11 protein-coding genes are annotated in these 20,719 nt (G+C 71.6%); 1 reads left to right on the forward strand and 10 read right to left on the reverse strand.

Translation table 11 applies throughout. From position 1 onward, the window contains the following. Positions 1-162: 162 nt before the first annotated feature. The 9 genes from treY to LGM56_RS33435 all read right to left on the reverse strand — a co-directional run bounded on the left by treY (position 163) and on the right by LGM56_RS33435 (position 19,172). The gene (gene treY, locus LGM56_RS33395; protein ID WP_226207887.1) at positions 163-2,934 is read right to left on the reverse strand and encodes a malto-oligosyltrehalose synthase; all 2,772 of its coding nucleotides are present in this window, start codon (positions 2,932-2,934) and stop codon (positions 163-165) included. Beyond that, positions 2,931-5,141, reverse strand: a complete 2,211-nt coding sequence (gene malQ, locus LGM56_RS33400; RefSeq protein WP_226207888.1) for a 4-alpha-glucanotransferase — start codon at positions 5,139-5,141, stop codon at positions 2,931-2,933. Before malQ ends, treY begins: the two co-directional genes overlap by 4 nt. Next, on the reverse strand, positions 5,138-7,009 hold the full coding sequence (treZ, locus tag LGM56_RS33405; protein WP_226207889.1) for a malto-oligosyltrehalose trehalohydrolase: 1,872 nt from the start codon (positions 7,007-7,009) through the stop codon (positions 5,138-5,140). The genes malQ and treZ overlap by 4 nt, the downstream gene beginning before the upstream one ends. Beyond that, complete coding sequence (gene glgX, locus LGM56_RS33410; protein WP_226207890.1) at positions 7,006-9,132, reverse strand: glycogen debranching protein GlgX; 2,127 nt, start codon at positions 9,130-9,132, stop codon at positions 7,006-7,008. Before glgX ends, treZ begins: the two co-directional genes overlap by 4 nt. A 32-nt stretch (positions 9,133-9,164) precedes the next feature. Next, positions 9,165-11,372: a 1,4-alpha-glucan branching protein GlgB gene (glgB, locus tag LGM56_RS33415; protein ID WP_226207891.1), complete on the reverse strand. Its 2,208-nt coding sequence runs from the start codon at positions 11,370-11,372 to the stop codon at positions 9,165-9,167. Beyond that, entirely contained in the window at positions 11,369-14,782 is a 3,414-nt protein-coding gene (gene treS / locus LGM56_RS33420) for a maltose alpha-D-glucosyltransferase (protein ID WP_226207942.1), read from the reverse strand. The genes glgB and treS overlap by 4 nt, the downstream gene beginning before the upstream one ends. Continuing rightward, complete coding sequence (locus tag LGM56_RS33425; RefSeq protein WP_226207892.1) at positions 14,782-18,174, reverse strand: maltotransferase domain-containing protein; 3,393 nt, start codon at positions 18,172-18,174, stop codon at positions 14,782-14,784. The genes treS and LGM56_RS33425 overlap by 1 nt, the downstream gene beginning before the upstream one ends. Positions 18,175-18,319: 145 nt before the next feature. Continuing rightward, positions 18,320-18,808, reverse strand: a complete 489-nt coding sequence (locus LGM56_RS33430; protein ID WP_089498624.1) for a phage protein NinX family protein — start codon at positions 18,806-18,808, stop codon at positions 18,320-18,322. Between the two features lie 79 nt (positions 18,809-18,887). Beyond that, entirely contained in the window at positions 18,888-19,172 is a 285-nt protein-coding gene (locus tag LGM56_RS33435; protein ID WP_089444215.1) for a hypothetical protein, read from the reverse strand. A 342-nt stretch (positions 19,173-19,514) separates the two neighbouring features. Here LGM56_RS33435 and LGM56_RS33440 point away from each other — a divergent pair, with 342 nt between their 5' ends. Then, positions 19,515-19,757, forward strand: a complete 243-nt coding sequence (locus LGM56_RS33440; RefSeq protein WP_089498625.1) for a DUF6566 family protein — start codon at positions 19,515-19,517, stop codon at positions 19,755-19,757. A 109-nt stretch (positions 19,758-19,866) separates the two neighbouring features. Here the strand turns inward: LGM56_RS33440 and LGM56_RS33445 are convergent, their stop codons facing one another. Next, positions 19,867-20,541, reverse strand: a complete 675-nt coding sequence (locus LGM56_RS33445) for an HAD family hydrolase (protein ID WP_226207893.1) — start codon at positions 20,539-20,541, stop codon at positions 19,867-19,869. Between the last annotated feature and the right edge of the window lie 178 nt (positions 20,542-20,719).

The raw sequence follows: 20,719 nt of genomic DNA on the forward strand, positions 1-20,719 counted from the left end.
GATTTTGGATGTACAAAAACGATTACACGCAGGCTGTCTTGCACAAATTTGATTTTGCCCCTGGCAACTTGGGTACGAGCAAATACGTGATGCTCGTGACTAAAGGCAAACGCCACGACTTCCCGGAATTTCATCCGCCGGAAACGCGCGTGCGCTGGACGATCACGATTCGCTCGTTGGACGCGCAGCCACCAGCACGGCAATCGGTAGCGCGGCGAGCCAGTCACCGAGCTTGATCAACCCTCCCGCCACGTCGACGGCATCCCCCGCATTCAGCCAATCCATCCACGGCCCGTCGATATCGCGCGGCAGCACGACCACCGTATCGCCCCATTGCGCGGGTTCCACGCGCGGCAATTCCGGTGCTTCACCGAGCAATCGACCCGCGATCCGTGTCGCGACCACCACCACGGTGGCCTCGTCGCTGCACCGCGCGAACGCCACCGCATGACGCCCGAGCGGGCCGCGTACGCGCAGCGGCACGTAGGCGCCGTCCGCGAACGTCGCCGGCCATCGCGCGCGCAGCGCCAGCATGCGCTCGACCAGCGCCCGTTTCACGCGCGCATCGGGCCACGTCGCCAGATACGACGCGACCGGCCCGTCGACCCGCTCGGCCGCGAGCGCCGCGAACGGCACGTCGCGGCGGTTGTCCGGATCGACGAGCGAGTGATCCCATGCTTCAGATCCTTGATACAGGTCGGGCACGCCGGGCGAAGCCATCCGCAGCACGGCCTGCGTCAGGCTGTTGACGACGCCGGCCGGCGCGATCCGCGCGACGAACGCATGCAGCCGATGGGCGAAGTCGCCCGGGCCGCGCGGCTTCAGGATCGCGCGGACGAACGCTTCGCAATCGCGCTCGTAGCGTAGATCGGGCGCGAGCCAGTCGGTGTGAAGCTTCGCCTCGCGCAGCGCTTTCGTCTGCCACTGCACGACGCGTTCGGTGAGCGCCGCGCGCCCCGCGGCGTCGTCAGGCGAGAGTTCGGGCGGCCAGCAGCCGACGAGCGTCTGGTACAGCATCGCCTCGGCGGCCGGCCCCGGCGCCCATGCGAGCTCGCGATGCGCGCCGCCGCGATGCGGCCGGTTGAGCGCGGACCAGTCGAGCGACACCGCGCGCCACGCGTCGGGCATTTCGCTGAGCACGGCCAGCCGCGCACGCGCATCCTCGCCGCGCTTGTGGTCGTGCGTGGCGGTGGCGACGAGCCCGTGCGGCACGGTGCGCGCGCGGCGCCGATTGCGCGCATGGAACGCGCCGCGCGACAGGCTGAAGTCGCCCGCGTCGGCGCCGACTTCGTTGCGCGACAGAAGCCGGCCGTAACGGTAGTGGGCCGTATCCTCGACACCCTTCGCGGCCAGCGGCGCGGTGAGCTGCGCGAACGCGACGCGCGCCGCGTGCAGCGCGGCGGCGTCCGCGCGCGGCACGCGTACGACCGGCCACCCGAGCCAGGTGGCGACGTGATCGAGTGCGAACCGGTCGGCAGGATCGACGGCCTCGACCGCCCGTTCGTACGCCTGCGCGAGCACGCGACGATCGGCGTCGGCCGGTTCTTCGTCCTGCACCGGATACATCCGGTACACGGGCAACTGCACCGCGAGCTCCCCCAGTACGCGTCGAATCGCGATCCGGCTGACGTCGCGCGTCGCGGGCGCCGCACGCGCCACGCGGTGCATCGCCCGCGCGGCGCGCGCATGCTCGACGGCGAGCTGGCGCATCAGCACGCGCCGCTTGCCGTCGAGCGCTTCCTGCGCGAACGTGCGCGACACGCCCGACACGTGGGCCCAGTGCGCGGCGAGCGGCCCGGCGCCGGCCGGATCGTGCAGCAGCGCGCCGACGTCGTTCATGAAGTCGTAGCCGGTCGTGCCGTCGACGGCCCAGTCGGCGCGCAGCGTTTCGCCGGGCGCGAGGATCTTCTCGACGACGATGTACGGCCGCGCGTCGCGTTGCGCGGCAAGCCGTTGATGCAGCCGCCGGCCGTACGCGCGCGGATCGGCGAGGCCGTCGACGTGATCGGCGCGCAGGCCGTCGATGTAGCCGGCCGCATGCAGCCGCAGCGGCAGCGCATGAACGGCATCGAACACCGCATCGTCGTCGACGCGGACGGCCGCGAGCGTCGCGATGTCGAAGAAGCGCCGCCAGTTCAGCTCGTCGGCGGCCGTGCGCCACCACGCGAGCCGGTAGTACTGGCGTTCGAGCAGCCGGTGCAGGCAGGCGCGGGAGCGCGCGCGGCGCGGATCGGCGCCGCGCAGCACCGCGTCGAGCGCATGCGGGCCGTGCGCGGCCGCGTGATCGCGCAGCGCCGCATGCGCGGCGGCCAGTCGCGTGCTGTCGCGCGGCGGCGCCGCGTCGAAGCGCTCGGCGAGCGCGTTCAGGTCCGCACGGTTCGCGATGCGCAGGAGCTCCGCGTAGGCGGCGGCGGCCACCGGCAGGCGTCGCCCGGGGCACGTCACGAAGAAGCGCCCGGTGGCCGGATCGGCGTCGAGCGTGATGTCGCCGGCCGCGAGCGCTTCCCCGTACGGCGTGCCGAGGCAGGGCAGCAGCACCTTGCCGTCGAGCGTCGCGTCGGGCGGATGCCAGTCGATGTCGAAGTGGTGCGCGTACGGGCTCGCGGGGCCCCATTCGAGCACGTCGTTCCACCAGCCGTTCGACGAGCCGCCCACGCCCATGTGGTTCGGCACGATGTCGACGATCACGCCCAGCCCGTGCGCGCGCAGCGCATCGACGAGCCGGACGAAACCGGCTTCGCCGCCGAGCTCGGGGTTGAGCGTGCCGTAATCGACGGTGTCGTAGCCGTGCCGCGAACCGGGTTCGGCCGTCGCGATCGGCGACAGGTACAGGTGGCTCACGCCGAGCCGCGCGAAATAGCCGGCGTGCGCGGCCGCGTCGTCGAACGTGAAGCCCGCATGCAGCTGAAGTCGCAGCGTCGCGCGTGGCGTCATGGGCCGGGCTCCCGCGAACCGCGTGCGCGCACCACCGCCGCGATGCGCTCGCGCACGTCGGCGTCGAACAGCGTGTCGATCGCGCGCGGCAGGCGCTGCCGCCAGTTCGGGTGCCCGCAGGGCGGCCCCGGCAGGTTCGGCTGCGTGTCCAGCGCAAGCAGATCCTCGAGCGGCAGGATCGCGAGCGGCGACGGGCTGCGCGCGACGTACGCGAGTATCTCGGCGACCGGCGGCGCGTCGGCCTGCGGGGCGGCGGTGCCGGCCGGCGCGCAGCCTGCTTCCTGCAACGCGCGCCACAGCGCCGCGCGTTCGGTGGCGCGCGCGGCATGCGCGGCGACGACGTCGGGATCGACGGCGGGCGGCGGGGCGGCTTCCGCGGGCGGCGTGGCGTTGGCCGAGGTGGCCGCGCGGGGCGCGGTGTCGTCCTGCTCGTGCTCGCTCGTCTCGTCTGCCCGCGCACGCGCCGCCGTGTTGCGCGCCGCCCCGTCGTCGGACTGCTGCGCCGCCTCGGCCGCGATCCGCCGCCAGGCCAGATCGACCCCGCGCCACCAGCCGGCCACAGTCGGCAGATCGTGCGTGGACGTCATCGCGATCGCGTCGCGATCCCATGCCGACGGCGGCCGGAACGTGCCGTCGGCGTCGCGCTCGAACCACAGCACGCGCATCCCGGCGATGCCCTGCGCGCCGAGCCGTTCGCGGAAGCCGGCCGGCACCGTGCCGAGATCCTCGCCGATCGCGAGCGCGCGATGACGGGCCGCCTCGAGCGCGACGAGCCGCACGAGATCGTCGACCGGATAGCGCAGGTAGGCGCCGTCGCGCGGCGAGCCGCCGTCCGGCACGATCCACATCCGCGCGAAGCCGAGCACGTGATCGATGCGGATGCCGCCCGCATGCGCGAACGCCGCGCGCAACAGCTCGACGAACGGCACGAAGCCTTGCGCACGCAGCGCGGCGGGCGTCCAGGTCGTCACGCCCCACGCCTGGCCGGCCGCATTGAACAGGTCGGGCGGCGCCCCGAGCGAGACGCCGCGCAACAGCGTCGCGCCGTGCGCCCACGCGTCGCTGCCGGCGCGATCGGAGCCGACCGCGAGATCGGCGATCAGTCCGGTGGCCATGCCCGCGCCGCGTGCCGCGTGTTGCGCGTCGCCGAGCGCGCGCGACGCGCACCATTGCAGGTACGTGTGGAACGCGACCGTGTCGGCATGGGCGTGCGCGAACGCATCGACTTCCGCCGATCCCGGTTCGCGCCACGGCGCCGGCCATTTCCGCCAGTCGATGCCCACCCCGTGCTCGAAGCAGAATGCCTGCAACGCGTCGAAGCGCGCATGCGCATCGAGCGCCGCCCCGCCCGCGGCGCGAAACCGCTGGAATGCGTCACGCGACGGGTCGTCGCCGGCGCGCCACGCGTCGAAGCATGCCCGCAGTCGCCGCAGTTTCAGCGGCAGCACGTGCGGCCAGTCGATCAGCGGCGTGTCGGTCGCGGCACCGGTTGCGTGCTGCACGGCCGCGGCGCCCGGCACCGCGTCGCAGTCGAGATACGCGACGTTGTGCCAGCGCCGCGACGACGGCGAATACGGGCTGTCGTGCGCGGGCAGCGCCGGAAAGCCGGCGTGCGTCGGGCTGATCGCCACCGCCTGCGCGCCGTGCCGTGCCGCATGCGCGGCCAGCCGCGCCAGCGCGGTGTAGTCGCCCGCGCCATCGTCGCCGTCGCGGCGCAGGCTGTAGAGCTGCGCCGCGATGCCCCAGCGGCCGCCCGCCTCCGCCGCGCGCGGGTCGACCGGTTGCGGGCGCGGCGGCGCGATCGTGAGCCCGATGCGCTGGTCGCCGACGTCGAGCGCGTGATAGCCGGGGATCGCGACTGGCGGCAGCGTGCCGTGTTCGCCTTCGCCGCCCACGCGCCCGTCGACATGCCCTCCGGCTTCGAACGTGACCCGGAAGCGCGCGCCGGGCGGGGCGATCGCGGCCGGCAGGGTCAGCGGCTGGCCGGCGTCGCCGGTGACGATGCGCGGGGGCGCCGCGTTCGCGTCGGCGAGCGCGGCGGCGCTTTCCACCCGCTGGGTCGCCGTGCTGCACGGCCAGCCGAGCGCGTCGACGAGCGCGACGAGCGCGTCATCGTCCACCCGCCGCGCGATGCCGCCCGCATCGGTCCAGTCGGATTCCAGGCCGGCCGCGCGCGCGAGTTCGGTGATCGACACGTCGGAAGTCATGATCGTCCCTGCCCATTCATGCGGTGCTGCCGCGCATCGTGGTTGACCTCGCCGTCGCGCCACGCGATGCACGCGCGGGGCGGCAGCCGCAGGTCGCGCAGCCGGTCGCGTGCACGTGGCGGCGTCTCGAACACGATCTTGCCGACCGGCAGCGCGGGCAGCACCGCATCGTGCGCGCCGAGGTTCAACGCGATCGTCAGCGTGCTGCCGTCGCCGAGGCGCCAGCGCGCGGCAAGCGCCTGCGGGTCGCCGTCGCCCGCGAGCAGGTCGACGCCGAGCGCGCGGGCGCCGGGCAGGTTCGGCGTCACGAGCGCCGCACGCACGGTCAGTGCGCTGCGGTAGAAGCGCCGCCAGGCGTCGGTGTCGGGCGTGGTTGCGTCGCTGCTGCCGTGCAGCGTCGAACGCACGAACGTCGCGATGTCGTTCGGATCGGGAATCGCGTCGCGATGCGCGGCATCGGTGAACGCCGGAAAAGCCGCGAATTCGCGGCGCCGGCCTTCGCGCACCGCGTCGGCGAGCGCGCCGCGATAGTCGGTGAAGAACTGGAACGGCTGCGTGCTGCCGTCTTCCTCGCCCATGAACAGCAGCGGGATCGACGGCGCAAGCAGCAGCAGCGCGGTCGCCGCGCGCACCGCGTCTTCGTTCGCGAGCGTGCGCAGCCGTTCGCCGAACGCGCGGTTGCCGACCTGGTCGTGGTTCTGCAGGAACGCGACGAACGCGGTCGGCGGCAGGTGCGCGCTCGGTTCGCCGCGCGGGGCGCCGTCGTGCAGCGGCGACGGTTCGCCCTGGTACGCGAAGCCTTCGCCGAGCGTGCGCGCCAGATGGCGCAGCGGCGCATCGGCGTACGCGCGGTAGTAGCCGTCGCGCTCGCCGGTCAGCAGCACGTGCGCGCTGTTGTGGAAATCGTCGTTCCATTGCGCGTCGAAACCGCCGGGCCCGAGCAGGCTCGCCGCGTTGCGCTCGTTCTCGAGCACGAGGTGCACATGGCGCGTGTCGCCCGCGTACGCGCGCACGCGGCGCGCGAGTTCGCGCAGCCACGCGTCGTCGTCGATCGCGTGCGCGGCATCGATGCGCAGCCCGTCGAAACGGAATTCGTCGAGCCAGTACAGCGCGTTCTCGATGAAGAACGCGCTCGTCTGTTCGCGCGAAAAGTCGATCGCCGGCCCCCATGCGGTCTGCCGGTCCGCGCGGAAGAATGCGGGGGCGTAGCGCGGCAGCAGGTTGCCTTGCGGGCCGAAGTGGTTGTAGACGACGTCGAGCAACACCTGCAGCCCGAGCCCGTGCGCGGCATCGATCAGCGCTTTCAGTTCCTCGGGCCGCCCGTACGACGGATCGGGCGCGAACGGCAGCACGCCGTCGTAACCCCAGTTGCGCGCGCCGGGAAACGTGTTGACGGGCATCAGCTCGATCGTGGTCACGCCGAGCGCGGCGATATCCGGCAGCCGCCGCTCGACGCTCGCGTGGCCGCCGCATGCGCCGATGTGCAGCTCGTACAGCACCGTCTCGTGCCACGGGCGGCCGCGCCACGTGTCGTGGCGCCAGCGGTACGCAGCCGGATCGACGACCTGGCTCGGGCCGTCCACGCCGCCGGGCTGGAAGCGCGACGCGGGATCGGGCACCACGAGATCGCCGTCGAGCCGGTAGCGATACAGCGTCCCGGAGCCGCACGGCACGACGGCCTCGAACCAGCCGTCGCCCACCGCGGTCATCGGGATGGCGGGCCGGTTTTCGCCTTCGATTTCGACGGCGGCCGTGCGGCTCGCGGGCGCCCACAGCCGGAAGCGCGTGCGGTCGGGCTCGACGCAGGTCGCGCCGAACGACGTGTCGAACGCATGCGAACCCGATGGACGGGCGGGGCGTGATCTCATGTCGGGTCTCCCGGAGACAGGTCGGGCGGCACGGCGGCCACCGCGATCGCGGCCGCGTGCGCGGCGACGTCGAGGCCGTCGGCCGGCCACGAGCGCGGGCCGGCGTCGGGCGTGGCCGTGTCGACCAGCACGCGATAGTCGAGCGCCGGCGCGGGCGGCGCGAACACGACCGTCTCGGACGACGCGTTCAGCATCACGAGCAGCGCCTCGGTGCGCCCGGTGCGGCCCGTGCCGACGCGCCGCATCGTCAGCGCACGGCGCTCGTGGTCCTGCCACGCGGGCACGGTCATCGGATCGCCGTGCTCGTCGAACCAGCCGATCTCCGCCATGCCCGGCGCCGCTTCGCGGTCGCCCGACGGATAGCGCGGCGTGGACATCACCGGGTACATGCGCCGCAGCGCGGCAAGCCGCGACACGAAGCGCATCAGCGTCACCGCTTCGTCGCCGCGCGCCTGATCCCAGTCGAGCCACGACAGCTCGTTGTCCTGGCAGTACGCGTTGTTGTTGCCGTGCTGGGTGCGGCCGAACTCGTCGCCGGCCACCAGCATCGGCGTGCCGAGCGCGGTGAACAGCGTCGCGAGCATCGAGCGCGCGACGCGGGCACGCACGTCGCGGATCGCCGCGTCGTCGGTCGGCCCCTCGGCGCCCCAGTTCGCGCTGCAGTTGTCGTCGCGGCCGTCGCGGTTGTCCTCGCCGTTGGCTTCGTTGTGTTTCGCCGAATACGACGCGAGATCGGCGAGCGTGAAGCCGTCGTGCGCGGTGATGAAATTGACCGACGCCCACGTATGGCGCCGCTGGTGGTTGAACAGGTCGGCCGAGCCCGCGAGGCGCGCGGCGAGCTCCGGCCGCTGGCCCGGGTCGCCGCGCCAGAAGCGCCGCACGGTGTCGCGGAAGCGGTCGTTCCACTCGGCGAAGCCGGGCGGATGGCGGCCGAGCTGGTAGCCGCCGGGGCCGAGATCCCACGGCTCGGTGATCAGCTTGCGCTGCGCGAGCACCGGGTCCTGCCGCAGCGCGTCGAAGAACCCCGCGCCGGGATCGAAGCCGTGTTCCTCGCGGCCGAGCGTCACGCCGAGGTCGAAGCGGAAGCCGTCGATGTTGAACGCGGTAGCCCAGTAGCGCAGCGAATCCATCACCATTTGCACGACACGCGGATGCGACAGGTTCAGCGTGTTGCCGCAGCCGGTCTCGTCGACATGAAAGCGGCGGTTGTCCGGCATCAGCCGGTAGTAGCTCGCGTTGTCGAGGCCGCGCCACGATAGCGTCGGGCCGAGCTCGTTGCCCTCGCACGTATGGTTGTAGACGACGTCGAGCACGACCTCGATGCCGGCCGCATGCAGCTGGCGGATCGCGATGCGCATCTCGTCGAGCCGCCGCGTCGCGAGATACGCGGGCTCCGGCGCGAAGAACGCGGCCGTGTCGTAGCCCCAGTAGTTGCGCAGCCCGCGGTTCACGAGCGCGCGCTGCTGCAGGAACGCGTGGACGGGCAGCAGCTCGACCGTCGTCACGCCGATCGACAGCAGGTGATCGATGAACGCCGGATGCGCGAACGCCGCGAACGTGCCGCGCTCGGGCGGGCGCAACCCGGCACGCCGCATCGACGCGCCGCGCACGTGGGTCTCGTAGATCACCGTGTTGCGCCACGAGACGCGCGGGCGCCGGTCGGTGCTCCAGTCGAACGCCTCGTCGACCACCACGCACTTCGGCATCGCGGGCGCCGAGTCGCGCCGGTCCATCGACAGGTCCGCGCGGTTCGAATGCAGGCGGTAGCCGAACAGCGCGTCCGACCAGCGGAACTGGCCGACCAGCTTGCGCGCGTACGGGTCGAGCAGCAGCTTGGTCGGGTTGAAGCGATGGCCGTGCTGCGGCTGGTACGGGCCGTCCGCGCGAAACCCGTACACGGTGCCCGGATGCGCGTTGGGCAGGTAGCCGTGCCAGATCTCGTCGGTGCATTCGGGCAGGTCGAGGCGCGCCAGCTCCTTGCGGCCGGTCGGATCGAACACGCACAGCTGGATGCGGTGCGCGTGCGCGGAAAACACCGCGAAGTTGGTTCCGAGGCCGTCCCAGGTCGCGCCGAGTGGGTAGCTGCGGCCGGATTCGAGACGGGCGGGCAGGGCAGTCGGCATGCGGGGGATCTCCGTGTCGAGGGCGCAAGCATTCAGATGGGGCGCAGCCACAGCGTCGCGAGCGGCGGCAGGCGCAGGGTGGCCGACCACGCCTCGCCGTGCGCGGGCACGGCTTCGGCCCACACGGCGCCGTCGTTGCCGGCGTTGGTGCCGCCGTACGGCGCAGCATCGGTGTTCATCAGTTCGCGCCACTGTCCGGGCGCGGGCAGGCCGACGCGATAGCTCGCGCGCGGCACCGGCGTGAAGTTGCAGACGGCGACCACCAGGTGCCCCGCGTCGTCGCGGCGCGCGAACGCGAACACGCTGTTGTCGCGGTCGTCGCCGATCAGCCAGGAGAAGCCGGCCGCGTGGCAGTCGAGCGCATGCAGCGCCGGCTCGGCCGCATAGGTGCGGTTCAGGTCGCGCACGAGCCGCTGCACGCCGCGATGCGCGGGCGCGTCGAGCAGGTCCCAGTGCGGCGTCGCGTCGTGCGCGAACTCGGCCCATTGCGCGAATTCGCTGCCCATGAACAGCAGCTTCTTGCCGGGATGCGCCCACATGAAGCCGAAGTACGCGCGCAGCGTCGCGAGCCGCTGCCACGCGTCGCCCGGCATTTTCGCGACGAGCGAGCCCTTGCCGTGCACGACCTCGTCGTGCGACAGCGGCAGCACGAAGCGCTCGGAGAACGCGTACACGAGCCCGAACGTCATCCGGTCGTGGTGATAGCGGCGATGCACCGGATCCTCGCGCAGATACGCGAGCGTGTCGTGCATCCAGCCCATGTTCCACTTGAAGTCGAAGCCGAGCCCGCCGTCGCCGGTCGGCGCGGTGACGCCCGGCCACGCGGTCGATTCCTCCGCGACGGTGACGACGCCGGCCGGCGCGGCCGCACCGTGCAGCGTGTCGTTCAGCATGCGCAGGAACGCGACCGATTCGAGGTTCTCGCGGCCGCCGTGCACGTTCGGCACCCATTCGCCTTCCGCGCGCGAATAGTCGCGGTACAGCATCGACGCGACCGCGTCGACGCGGATGCCGTCGACGTGATACCGGCGCGCCCACGCGAGCGCCGATGCGGCGAGGAATGCGCCGACTTCCGTGCGCCCGACGTTGAACACGCAGGTGTGCCAGTCGGGATGCAGCCCTTCGCGCGGGTCGGCGTGCTCGTACAGCGCGGTGCCGTCGAACTGCGCAAGGCCGTGCGGATCGTCGGGGAAGTGCGCGGGCACCCAGTCGACGAGCACGCCGATGCCGGCCGCATGCGCGCGGTCGACGAAGCGCGCGAAACCGTCGACCGGCCCGAAGCGCGCGGACGGCGCGAACTGCGCGAGCGGCTGGTAGCCCCACGAGCCGCCGAACGGGTATTCGGCGATCGGCATGAACTCGACGTGCGTGAAGCCCATCCCCTGCACGTACGGAATCAGCCGCTCGGCGAGTTCGTCCCAGGTCGCGCTGCGGTTCATCTCCTCGGGCACGCGCTGCCACGATTCCGCATGCACCTCGTAGATCGACCACGGCACGCGGTAGCGGTCGGTGTGCGGCCGCGCGTGCATCCAGCCGTCGTCGTGCCACGCAAACGCGTCGAGCGCCGCGACGTCGGCGACGACCGACGCCGTCCGCGGCGGCGCCTCGGTCGCGCGCGCGCAGGGATCGGCCTTGTGCGGCAGCACGCGCCCGTCGGCCGCGCGCAGCTCGTACTTGTAGCACTCGCCCGCGCCGATGCCCGGCACGAACAGCTCCCACACGCCCGACGGCCGCCGCAGCCGCATCGGATGGCGGCGGCCGTCCCAGCCGTTGAAATCGCCCACCACCGACACGCGCTGCGCGTTCGGCGCCCAGACCGCGAAACGCACGCCGTCGGTGTCGTCGATGCGCGCGGGCACAGCGCCGAGGCAGTCGAGCACGGCGGCCGGGTCGCCGGCGGAGAAGCGCGCGAGCACCGCGTCGTCGAGCAGCGTGCCGAACGCATACGCATCGTCGATCACCTGCCGCGCGTCCGGCCAGTCGATCGCGAGCAGGTAGTGAGGGACGCCGCCGTTGCGCGGGATCGTTCCCGCGAAGCAGCCGGCGCGATCGACGCACGCGAGCGGGCCGAGGTCGGCGCCGTCCGGCGACAGCGCGTGCACGCTTGTCGCGCCGGGCAGCAGCGCGCGCACGACGACCTCGCCGGCCTGCCCGTGCGGGCCGAGGCACGCGAACGGATCGGGATGACGGCCGGCGAGCAGCGCATCGATGTCGGATCGTTCGAACAGCGTGTCAGTCATCGCGTGCCTCCGTCGTCGGATGCGCCGCCATCGCCGAGCAGCCGCTCGACCAGCGCGGCGAGCCCGCCGACCGGCACGCTCAGCCAGTCGGGCCGGTTCGCGGCTTCGTAGCACAGCTCGTACGACGCCTTGTCGATCAGGAACAGCGCGAGCAGGCGATCGGCGTAGCGCGGGTCGACGAAACGCGCGGGGGCCTGCTCGGTAGCCATGCGATAGCAGTCGACGAAGCGGTCGGCGGCAGCCTGCCCGAAGCGGTCGAACAACGCACGCTTGCGGCCGGCCGCCTGCGGCGGCGCCTTCTCGATCGCGAACTGCGCCGTCGCGCTCACGTACGACAGCGAACGCAGCAGGCCGGCCACGTCGCGCAGCGGATGCGATTTCGCGCGGCGGTGCTCGAGCGGGCGCGCCGGCTCGCCTTCGAAGTCGATCAGCAGCGCGTCGCCCTGCACGTCGAGTACCTGGCCCAGATGGAAATCGCCGTGGATCCGCATGCATTGCGCATCGAGCGTGCGCGGCACGAGTTCGCCGAGCGCGCGGACGGCCGCGTCGCGCGACGCGAGCAGCGTGTCGGCCGACGCACGCATCGCGGGATCGAGCGCATCGAGCCGCGTGTGCAGCACGTCGAGCGCGTGCTCGAACGACGCGATCGCGTCCGCGCACCAGCCGTCGACGTGTTCGGGCGTCGCATGCTCCGGCGCGAACGCGGGATCGTCGGACGGCTGCGCGAGCGCGACGTGCAGCTGGCCGAGCCGCGTGCCGATGATCCCCGCGAACGCCGCATAGCCGAGCAGCGCGTCGGGTTCCTCGTTCGCGCCGTCGGCGCCCTCATCGTCGGCCGCCGGCAGCGCGAGCTCGTCCACCGCGCGCCGCAGGAAGTCGAACGAGCGCGTCCACGCGTCGCCCTGGTTGTCGACGTAGCGCTGCAGGATCGCGACCGTGTGCGGCGTGCCGTCCGGATCGACGTGCACGACTTCGCCCGCGAGCGTCGCGGTGTTCGGGTAGCCGATCCGCGTCAGGTACCGGCTCATTTCCGCTTCCGGATGAACGCCGTGCGCGACCTTGCGCACCAGCTTCAGCACGATCGCGTCGCCGATCACGAGCGAGCTGTTGCTCTGCTCGGCCGCGAGCCAGCGCACTTCGGCGTCGTCGCCGGGATCGAGCGAGGCGAGCGCGTCTTCCGGCAGGAACGCGAGCCGGCCGCCGTCGGTGGTCGGCACCGTCGCGCCGTCGCGCAGCTTGCGCAGCATCCCGTGCGCGAACGCCGGCAGCGCGAACGCGTCGGTCAGGTAGCCGACCGAATGGCCGCGCCGCACGCGCGCCAGCGCCAGCTGCGTGAACAGCGGCTGCGAGGTCTCGCCGCCCCACGCGGCCGCGAGCGGCACGACGTAGCGTTCGACGTCGCCCGTCTCACCGGATTCGACCCAGGCCTCCGCATACTGGAACGGTTCGCCCGGCACCGGCGTGACGACGTTCAGCCGGGCCGTGCCGATCGCGCGGTCCTTCGACGCGAACCAGCGCCGCCGTGCGAGCCACGAGGGCAGGGCATCGTGCGCGAGCACGTGCAGCTGTTCGACGTTCGGCCGCGTATCGCCGCGCCGCATCACGAGCGTCACGTATTCGGGCAGCGGCTCCGCGTGCGGCTGCCGCCACGACGGTTCGCGGCCGTGCTCGGCGAGCACGAACCACAGGAACCCGTACGGTGGAAAGGTCAGCAGGTACGTGAGCTGCCCGATCGGCGGAAACGGCGAATCCGACGTCATCTCGATCGGCACGCGGCCCGCGAATTCGGACAGGTCGAGCTCGACGGCCTGCGACGCCCGCGACAGGTTCGCGACGCACAGCACCGGGTCATGGCCGTCCAGCTCGCGCAGGTACGCGAGCACCTTGCGGTTCTCCGGGCGCAGGAAGCGGATCGTGCCGCGCCCGAACGCCTGCGACGCGCGGCGCGTCGACAGGATGCGGCGCGTCCAGTTCAGCAGCGAATGCGGGTCGCGCGTCTGCGCCTCGACGTTGACCGCGTCGTAGCCGTACAGCGCGCCCATTACCGGCGGCAGCACGAGCTGTTCGGGGTCGGCGCGCGAGAAGCCGCCGTTGCGGTCCGACGACCACTGCATCGGCGTGCGCACGCCGTCGCGGTCGCCGAGGTGGATGTTGTCGCCCATCCCGAGCTCGTCGCCGTAGTAGATCACCGGCGTGCCCGGCATCGACAGCAACAGCGAGTTGATCAGCTCGATGCGGCGCCGGTCGCGTTCCATCAGCGGCGCGAGCCGGCGCCGGATGCCGAGGTTCAGCCGCGCGCGCCGGTCGCTCGCATAGGTTTGCCACAGCAGGTCGCGCTCGGAATCGGTGACCATCTCGAGCGTCAGCTCGTCGTGGTTGCGCAGGAACACGGCCCACTGGTTGCTCGGCGCGAGTTCCGGCGTCTGCCGCATGATGTCGACGATCGGGAAGCGGTCCTCGCTCGCGATCGACATGTAGATGCGCGGCATCAGCGGGAAATGGAACGCCATGTGGCATTCGTCCTCGTTGCCGAAATATTCCTGCACGTCTTCCGGCCACTGGTTCGCCTCGGCGAGCAGCATCCGGTTCGGATACTCGGCGTCGATCGTCGCGCGGATCCGCTTCAGGATCGCGTGCGTCTCGGGCAGGTTCTCGTTGCTGGTGCCTTCGCGCGCGACGAGATACGGCACCGCGTCGAGCCGCAGCCCGTCGATGCCGAGGTCGAGCCAGAAGCGCATCACCTGCATCACCTCGCGCACGACGGCCGGGTTGTCGAAGTTCAGGTCCGGCTGGTGCGAATAGAAGCGGTGCCAGTAGTACTGGCCGGCGATCGGGTCGTGCGCCCAGTTCGACGTTTCCGTATCGAGGAAGATGATCCGCGTGCCCGCGTATTTCGTGTCGGTGTCCGACCACACGTAGTAGTCGCGATGCGTGGAGCCGGGCTTCGCGCGGCGCGCGCGCTGGAACCACGGATGCTGGTCCGACGTGTGGTTGATCACCAGCTCGGTGATCACGCGAATGCCGCGCGCATGCGCTTCGCGGATGAAGCGCCGCACGTCGGCCAGCGTGCCGTAGTCGGGATGCACGTCGCGATAGTCGGCGATGTCGTAGCCGTCGTCGCGGCGCGGCGACGGGTAGAACGGCAGCAGCCAGATCGTGTCGACGCCGAGTTCGGCGATGTAGTCGAGCTTCGCGATCAGGCCGGGGAAATCGCCGATGCCGTCGTTGTTCGAGTCGTAGAACGACTTCACGTGCACCTGGTAGATGATCGCGTCCTTGTACCACAGCGGATCGTCCGCGCAGAGCGCCGGCGCGCGGCGGCGTGCGCGGCGCCGGCGCGGGGTGCCGGCCGGTGCGAGCGACGGGAATTGCGCGCGGCGTACGTCGTCGAGGGAATCTTCGCGTTTCATCATCCATGGGCTCCCGAGGAGGGCCGGGCGTCGCCCGGTTCGCGCGCCGCCGCCCGCGCGGCGCCTGGAGACGGCGTGAGCCGCCAGATCGTATACGGGCGCACATGCGGATCGAGCGAGACGTACTGGCGATGCCCGCGCCAGGTTTCCGCATGCGTGGCGTCCTGTTCGAGCGCGTCGAGCGGTTCGCCGTCGACGAGCCCCAGGCCGCGCCACAGCGACGCATCGAGCGTGAAATTCGTGACCTGTGGATGCCACGGATCGGTGCTGATCGCGACAACGACCACGCTGTCGAACGCCGGCGTCGCCTTCACGAACACGAGCACCGCGTCGTTGTCCGCGTCGGCGAACGTGAGGCCGAGATGCGTCTGCAGCGCCGGGTTGGCGCGCCGCGCGCGGTTCAGCCGCGCGACCTCGGCGCCGATATGCGCGGCCTTGCTCCAGTCGCGCGAGCGCAGCTCGTACTTCTCCGCGTCCGCGTATTCCTCGCTGTCGGGCAGCGGCGCCGATTCGCCGAGCTCGAAGCCCGAGTACAGGCCCCACGAGCCGGCCAGCGTCGCCGCGAGCGCCGCGCGGATCACGAACTGCGTGCGCGGCGCGTTCTGCAGGTGGCGCGGGTTGATGTCGGGCGTGTTGACGAAGAAGTTCGGCCGGAAGAATTCGCGCGCCGGGCCGGTCGTCAGCTCGGTCAGGTAGTCGATGAATTCGCGCTTCGACTCGCGCCACGTGAAGTACGTGTACGACTGCGAGAAGCCGACCTTCGCGAGCCGGACCATCATGGCCGGCCGCGTGAACGCTTCCGACAGGAACACCACGTCCGGATGCCGGCCGCGCACGTCGTCGATCATCCACGCCCAGAACGGCAGCGGCTTCGTGTGCGGGTTGTCGACGCGGAAGATCCGCACGCCTGCATCGACCCAGAACAGCACTGCGTCGCGCAGCGCGAGCCACAGGTCGGGCAGCGCGTCCGGCGCGTAGAAATCGGGGTTCACGATGTCCTGGTAGCGCTTCGGCGGATTCTCCGCGAAGCGCAGCGAGCCGTCGGGCCGCCACGCGAACCAGCCCGGATGCGCGGCGAGCCACGGATGGTCGGGCGAGCACTGGATCGCGAAATCGAGCGCGATCTCGAGCCCGTGGCCGCGCGCGGCATCGACCAGCGCGCGGAACGAGTCGAGCGTGCCGAGCTGCGGATGCACGGCCGTGTGGCCGCCGTCCGGCGAGCCGATCGCGTACGGGCTGCCGACGTCGTCGGGGCCGGCCTTCAGGCTGTTGTTGCGGCCCTTGCGCGCCGTCGTGCCGATCGGGTGGATCGGCGGGAAATACAGCACGTCGAAACCCATGTCGCGGATCCGCGGCAGGTGCGCGATCACGTCGTCGAACGTGCCGTGCCGGTGCGGATCGTCGCTCGCCGAGCGCGGAAACATCTCGTACCAGCTGGAGAAGCGCGCCGCGCGGCGCTCGACGTCGACCGGGAAGGTCGTCGTGTCGTGCGTGACGAACGGGCGGTAGCGCAGCGCCGCGAACGCGTCGGCGAGCGGCGCCGCGCCGAGCTGCGCGAGCCGCGCGTCGGCCGGTGCGTCCTTGAATTCGGCGACGAGTCGTTTCATCTGCGTGCGCGCGCGCGCATCGAGCGGATCGGCGAGCTTGAGCGCGGTCGCGAGCAGCAGTTGCGCTTCGCGCAGTTCGAGTGCCACGTCCTGGCCGGCCGCGTGTTTCTTCGCGACATCGTGGACGAGCGAGGCCCAGTCGTCGCGCCAGGCAATCACGCGAAATTCATGGCGGCCGAGCCGGTCGAGCACGACGCGGGCCTGCCAGCCGTCGTTCGGTTCGGCTTCGAACGGGATTTCGCGCCAGTCGTCGTCGCCGGCGGCGCGCCACTGCAGCGCGGCCGCGAGATGCGCGTGCCCGTCGGTGAAGATCGATGCGTGGACGACGAGCGTCTCGCCGATCACGCGCTTGACCGTGAAGCGGCCGCCGTCGACCGACGGCTCGACGCGCTCGATCGCGATCCGGTCGGCCGCGAGCGCCACGGACAGCACACCGCGCTCGCGTGCGGCGTCGTGGCGTGTCGTGACGGGCGGCGCCTGCCACGCATGCAGCAGCGCATACGCGCCCGGGTCGAGCGTGAACGGTTCGAGCGCGGCCGGCGGGTGGGTGTGCGTGCCGTCGTGCGTGGCGACGCGCGTGAATCCGCCCGGCACGCCGGGCAGGATCGTCGCGGGGTCGACCGTCACCGCTGCGTCGAGCTCGGGATTCAACGCGATCAGCAGAGCCGCTTCGTCGTGCTCGAGCGACGGCCCGGTGCCGCGCAGCAACGCGGTCGCCGGTGCGCCGGGCGCGCTCAACTGCACGATTTCGCCGCGCGCGGCCGCCACAGGCGTGGCGCGGCGCCACGCGTTCGCATCGGCGATCGTGCCCGACAGGTCGAAGCGCGCGCGCTCGAACGCGGTGCGGTAGCGCGCCGCTTCGGCGTCGCGCGCCATCAGCGGCATCGTGACGCCGCGCTCGAAGCCCATCGGGACGAGCCAGCCGGTGCCGACGGCGGCAGCGGTCCACAGCGCGCGGCGATAGGCGCGGGCGATGGTGTCATCCGACGCGTCGGGCCAGTCGTCGGCGAGGCGCGGGCCGTCGAACGCGTCGGGAAACGCGATCGGCGAGCCGATCCGCCGCAGCAGCCGGTGTTCGTCGACGAACCACGGCGCGCGCAGATCCCACCAGCGCACCGATGAAAACACCGCGTCGAACCCGGCGCCTTCGAGCTGCGCCAGCGCGTCGCGCGCATGGCCGGGCACGCCGGCGAGCACCGCGGCGTCCGGGCGCGTACGGCGCAGCGCCGCGCGCCAGCCGGGCCACCAGCCCGCCGGCAGATGATGCGGCGCGTCGATCAGGAAGCCGGCCGCGCCCGCATCGGCGAACGCGGCGAGGTGTTGGCACCACCACGCGGACAGCGCGTCGCGCGCAGCTTCATCGCCGAGATTCGCGTGGGCGACGTCCAGCGCGTGCGCGGTGCCGCGCGGATCGATCAGCGCGTCGTCGTGCGTGCGCTCGACATACCAGTCCGGATGCTCGGCACGCAACGGGTTCTCGCGCGCGACCCGATCCGGCACGACTTCGAGCAGCACGCGCAGCCCGTGGCCGTGTGCGAGCTGGGCGAGCCGCGAAAAGGTTTCGAGCGCGCTCGCGCGGGTCGCGAACGCTTGGGACGGACGCCGAAAATCGGCCACGTGGCGCGGAAAGCCGGCGACGCTCGCGGCCCAGAACGCGCCGACGAGCACATGATCGAAGCCCATGCCGGCGACATGCGCGAACGTCTGCGGCCATGCGTCGAGCGGCCCGACGAGACGGGCGTCGCAGAAGTAGAGGTGCGGAGAAAAGGGCGGCGTGGAGTCCATGGCGCGGGCGTAGGGGCGGCAGTCGATGACGCCGGTTCGCCGCAACGCGCGTGCCTGCCGGGTGGTTCCCCGTGGGCAAGGGCGGGTGGGGGCCCGCGGCGGCGGGGACTGTCGTTTTTACATGACCGCTGGGTACTGCATGCACTTACATGCGCGGTACCGAGCGGATATCCGTGCTGTCGCCCGTGGCACGATCGTCATCGGCTTCGGGAAGCGGCACGCCGGGATCGCAGCGCACCACCGCACCGTGTTCGATCCGGTGCGGGAACGGCGGCGGTGCATCGATTTCGTCGCCAAAGCGGGCGCGCACGAACGCCCGCAGCAGGGCCACGCGCGCATCGCGTCCGTGCGCGCCGCAGGTGGACGGGCCATCGACGAAGGTCGCGTCGCATTCGACGTCGTCGCCGTGCCGTGCGATTCGCAGATCGTCGACACGGTCGAGCACCGCGCCCGCGTCGGACCACGACGCCGACGGCACGAAGCACGTGTCGAGCCGCCTGAGCGCGTCGCACGCAGCCGTCACGACCAGGTGCGGTGCGACGGCGGTGAAACGCAGCGTGTCTTCGTCGTCGGCGCACAGCGCGCGTGCACACCAGTAGTCGAGATCGTTTCCGTCGAGTGCGTCGGTTCGCATGGGCCGGCTCCGTCGGGTCAAAACGGGCTCACCGCGCAAGCGGCGTGCCCGCTGCGGGGCGTCGCGCGGTCGGGCACGATCACCATGCGTCGACGTCCCGGCTGCCGTCGATCCGCTGCAGCAGCGCGTCGCAACGTTCGCGCAGCGCGTTCAATTCCGGTGAATCGGCGTCGAGCCGCACCCGTTCACCGCTGTCGGGATCGCGGTTCGCGATCGCGATGTCGTAGATCCCTTGCGCGATCGTCACGGACGCGTCCGCGATCCTGATCCGCGCAAGCCATCCGCATTCGGCGCGATGGCACGCGAGCCACATCCGCTGCACGTCGACGAGCTGACCGGTCGTGAGCCATGCACCGGACCGCATGCGCGCGGCCAGCTGGCTCGTCACGAGATAGGAGAGCAGATCGGTCGTTTGATTCACACGAGGCTCCTTCGCGAAGGGTCGGGACGGTCGATCCGCGAGCCGGGTCGCGGGAGCGGAGCCGGGGAAGGCGTCGGTGCGCGGATCGTCGTCCGGTTGCTGGAGGAACCGCTTCGCGGGCTCGCGCGGCATGCCGCGGCGGTTCGGTGCGCGACCGGCGCGCAAACCGCGTGCCAGCGGCCGGGTGTCAGGCACGGCGCGTGCGTATGGGCCGACGGGGCGCGCGGCGCTCATGCGGCGCGTATTATTTGCATCGCCATCGCAGATAGGTACAAGGAGGCCACCGTGCAAAATCAACAGGACGCACAGATTCGGGACCCGTATCGCGGGCACGAGATACGCGTGTGGGCGCGGCGCAACGACAGCGGCGCGTGGCGTGACGAGGTGCAGGTGTATGTGGGCGGCGAGCGCATCGAGCTGGTCGTGCCGGCGGCCGACGGCCCCACCTGGACGACCGAGAACGAAGCGCTGCTCGCGGGTGTCGAGCGGGGCCGTTATCTGATCGACAAGCGCGTTGACGACGATTGAGCCGCGCGGCGGCCGCGAGCCGGTTCCGCGCAGGCGCGGCCGGTGGTCGTTCGCGGCCTGACGAAACCGACGGCGCGCCGGTGCGGGCGCCGTCGGCGAAGCAGGCGTTTCAGGGCCGCGCCGCAATCTCGTCGAGATGCCACAGCAGATCGGCCGGATCGTCGTACACACGCAGCGCGCCCGCGCGTTCGAGTTCGTCGCTGCCGTACCCACCCGACAGCAGCCCGACGCCGAGCGAGCGGCAGCGGGCGGCGGCGAGCATGTCCCAGATGCTGTCGCCCACCACGACCGTGTGTTCGATCGGCACGTTCAGTTTTGCGGCGGCCGTCAGGAACAGGTCGGGATCGGGCTTCGCGTACTTGACCTGATCGCGCGTCACGACCACCTGCTTCGCCGGATCGACGCCGAGCGCCTCCAGGTTGATGGCGGCCGTCTCCATCCGCCCGCTGGTCGCGATCGCCCAGCGAATGCCCGCCGACGACAGCGCGGCCAGCAGTTCGCGCGCACCCGGCAGCGGCCGGACCTGCGCGCGCAGCCGCTGGTACGCGGCCGCATGGAGGCGCGCCAGCCGCTCGACGCGCTCGGCGTCGAGGTCGCCCGACGTCTCGCGCAGCAGCTGATTCAGGAACAGGCCGCCGCTCATGCCGATCTTGCGATGGATGCGCCACACCGACAATTCGATGCCTTCCGCATCGAGCGCTTCCTTCCACGCGAGTACGTGCTGGTAGACGCTGTCGACGAGCGTGCCGTCGAGATCGAACAGAAAAGACGTTTCAATGCGCATGTGTATCTCCTGGATCGAAAGGGGCGCGTGCAAACGGGTCGTGAGAAGCGTGTCGGCACATTATCGGCGCACGGCCATGTCATGACCATGTCCCGCGGCTCACCGACGCCCCCACGCCGCGCCGTGTCATGGGCCGCTGGTACAATCGCGGCGATCGCCGGGCCGGGTTCTCCGCGCC

Source organism: Burkholderia sp. AU38729, assembly GCF_020419725.1.
Taxonomy (GTDB): Bacteria; Pseudomonadota; Gammaproteobacteria; order Burkholderiales; family Burkholderiaceae; genus Burkholderia.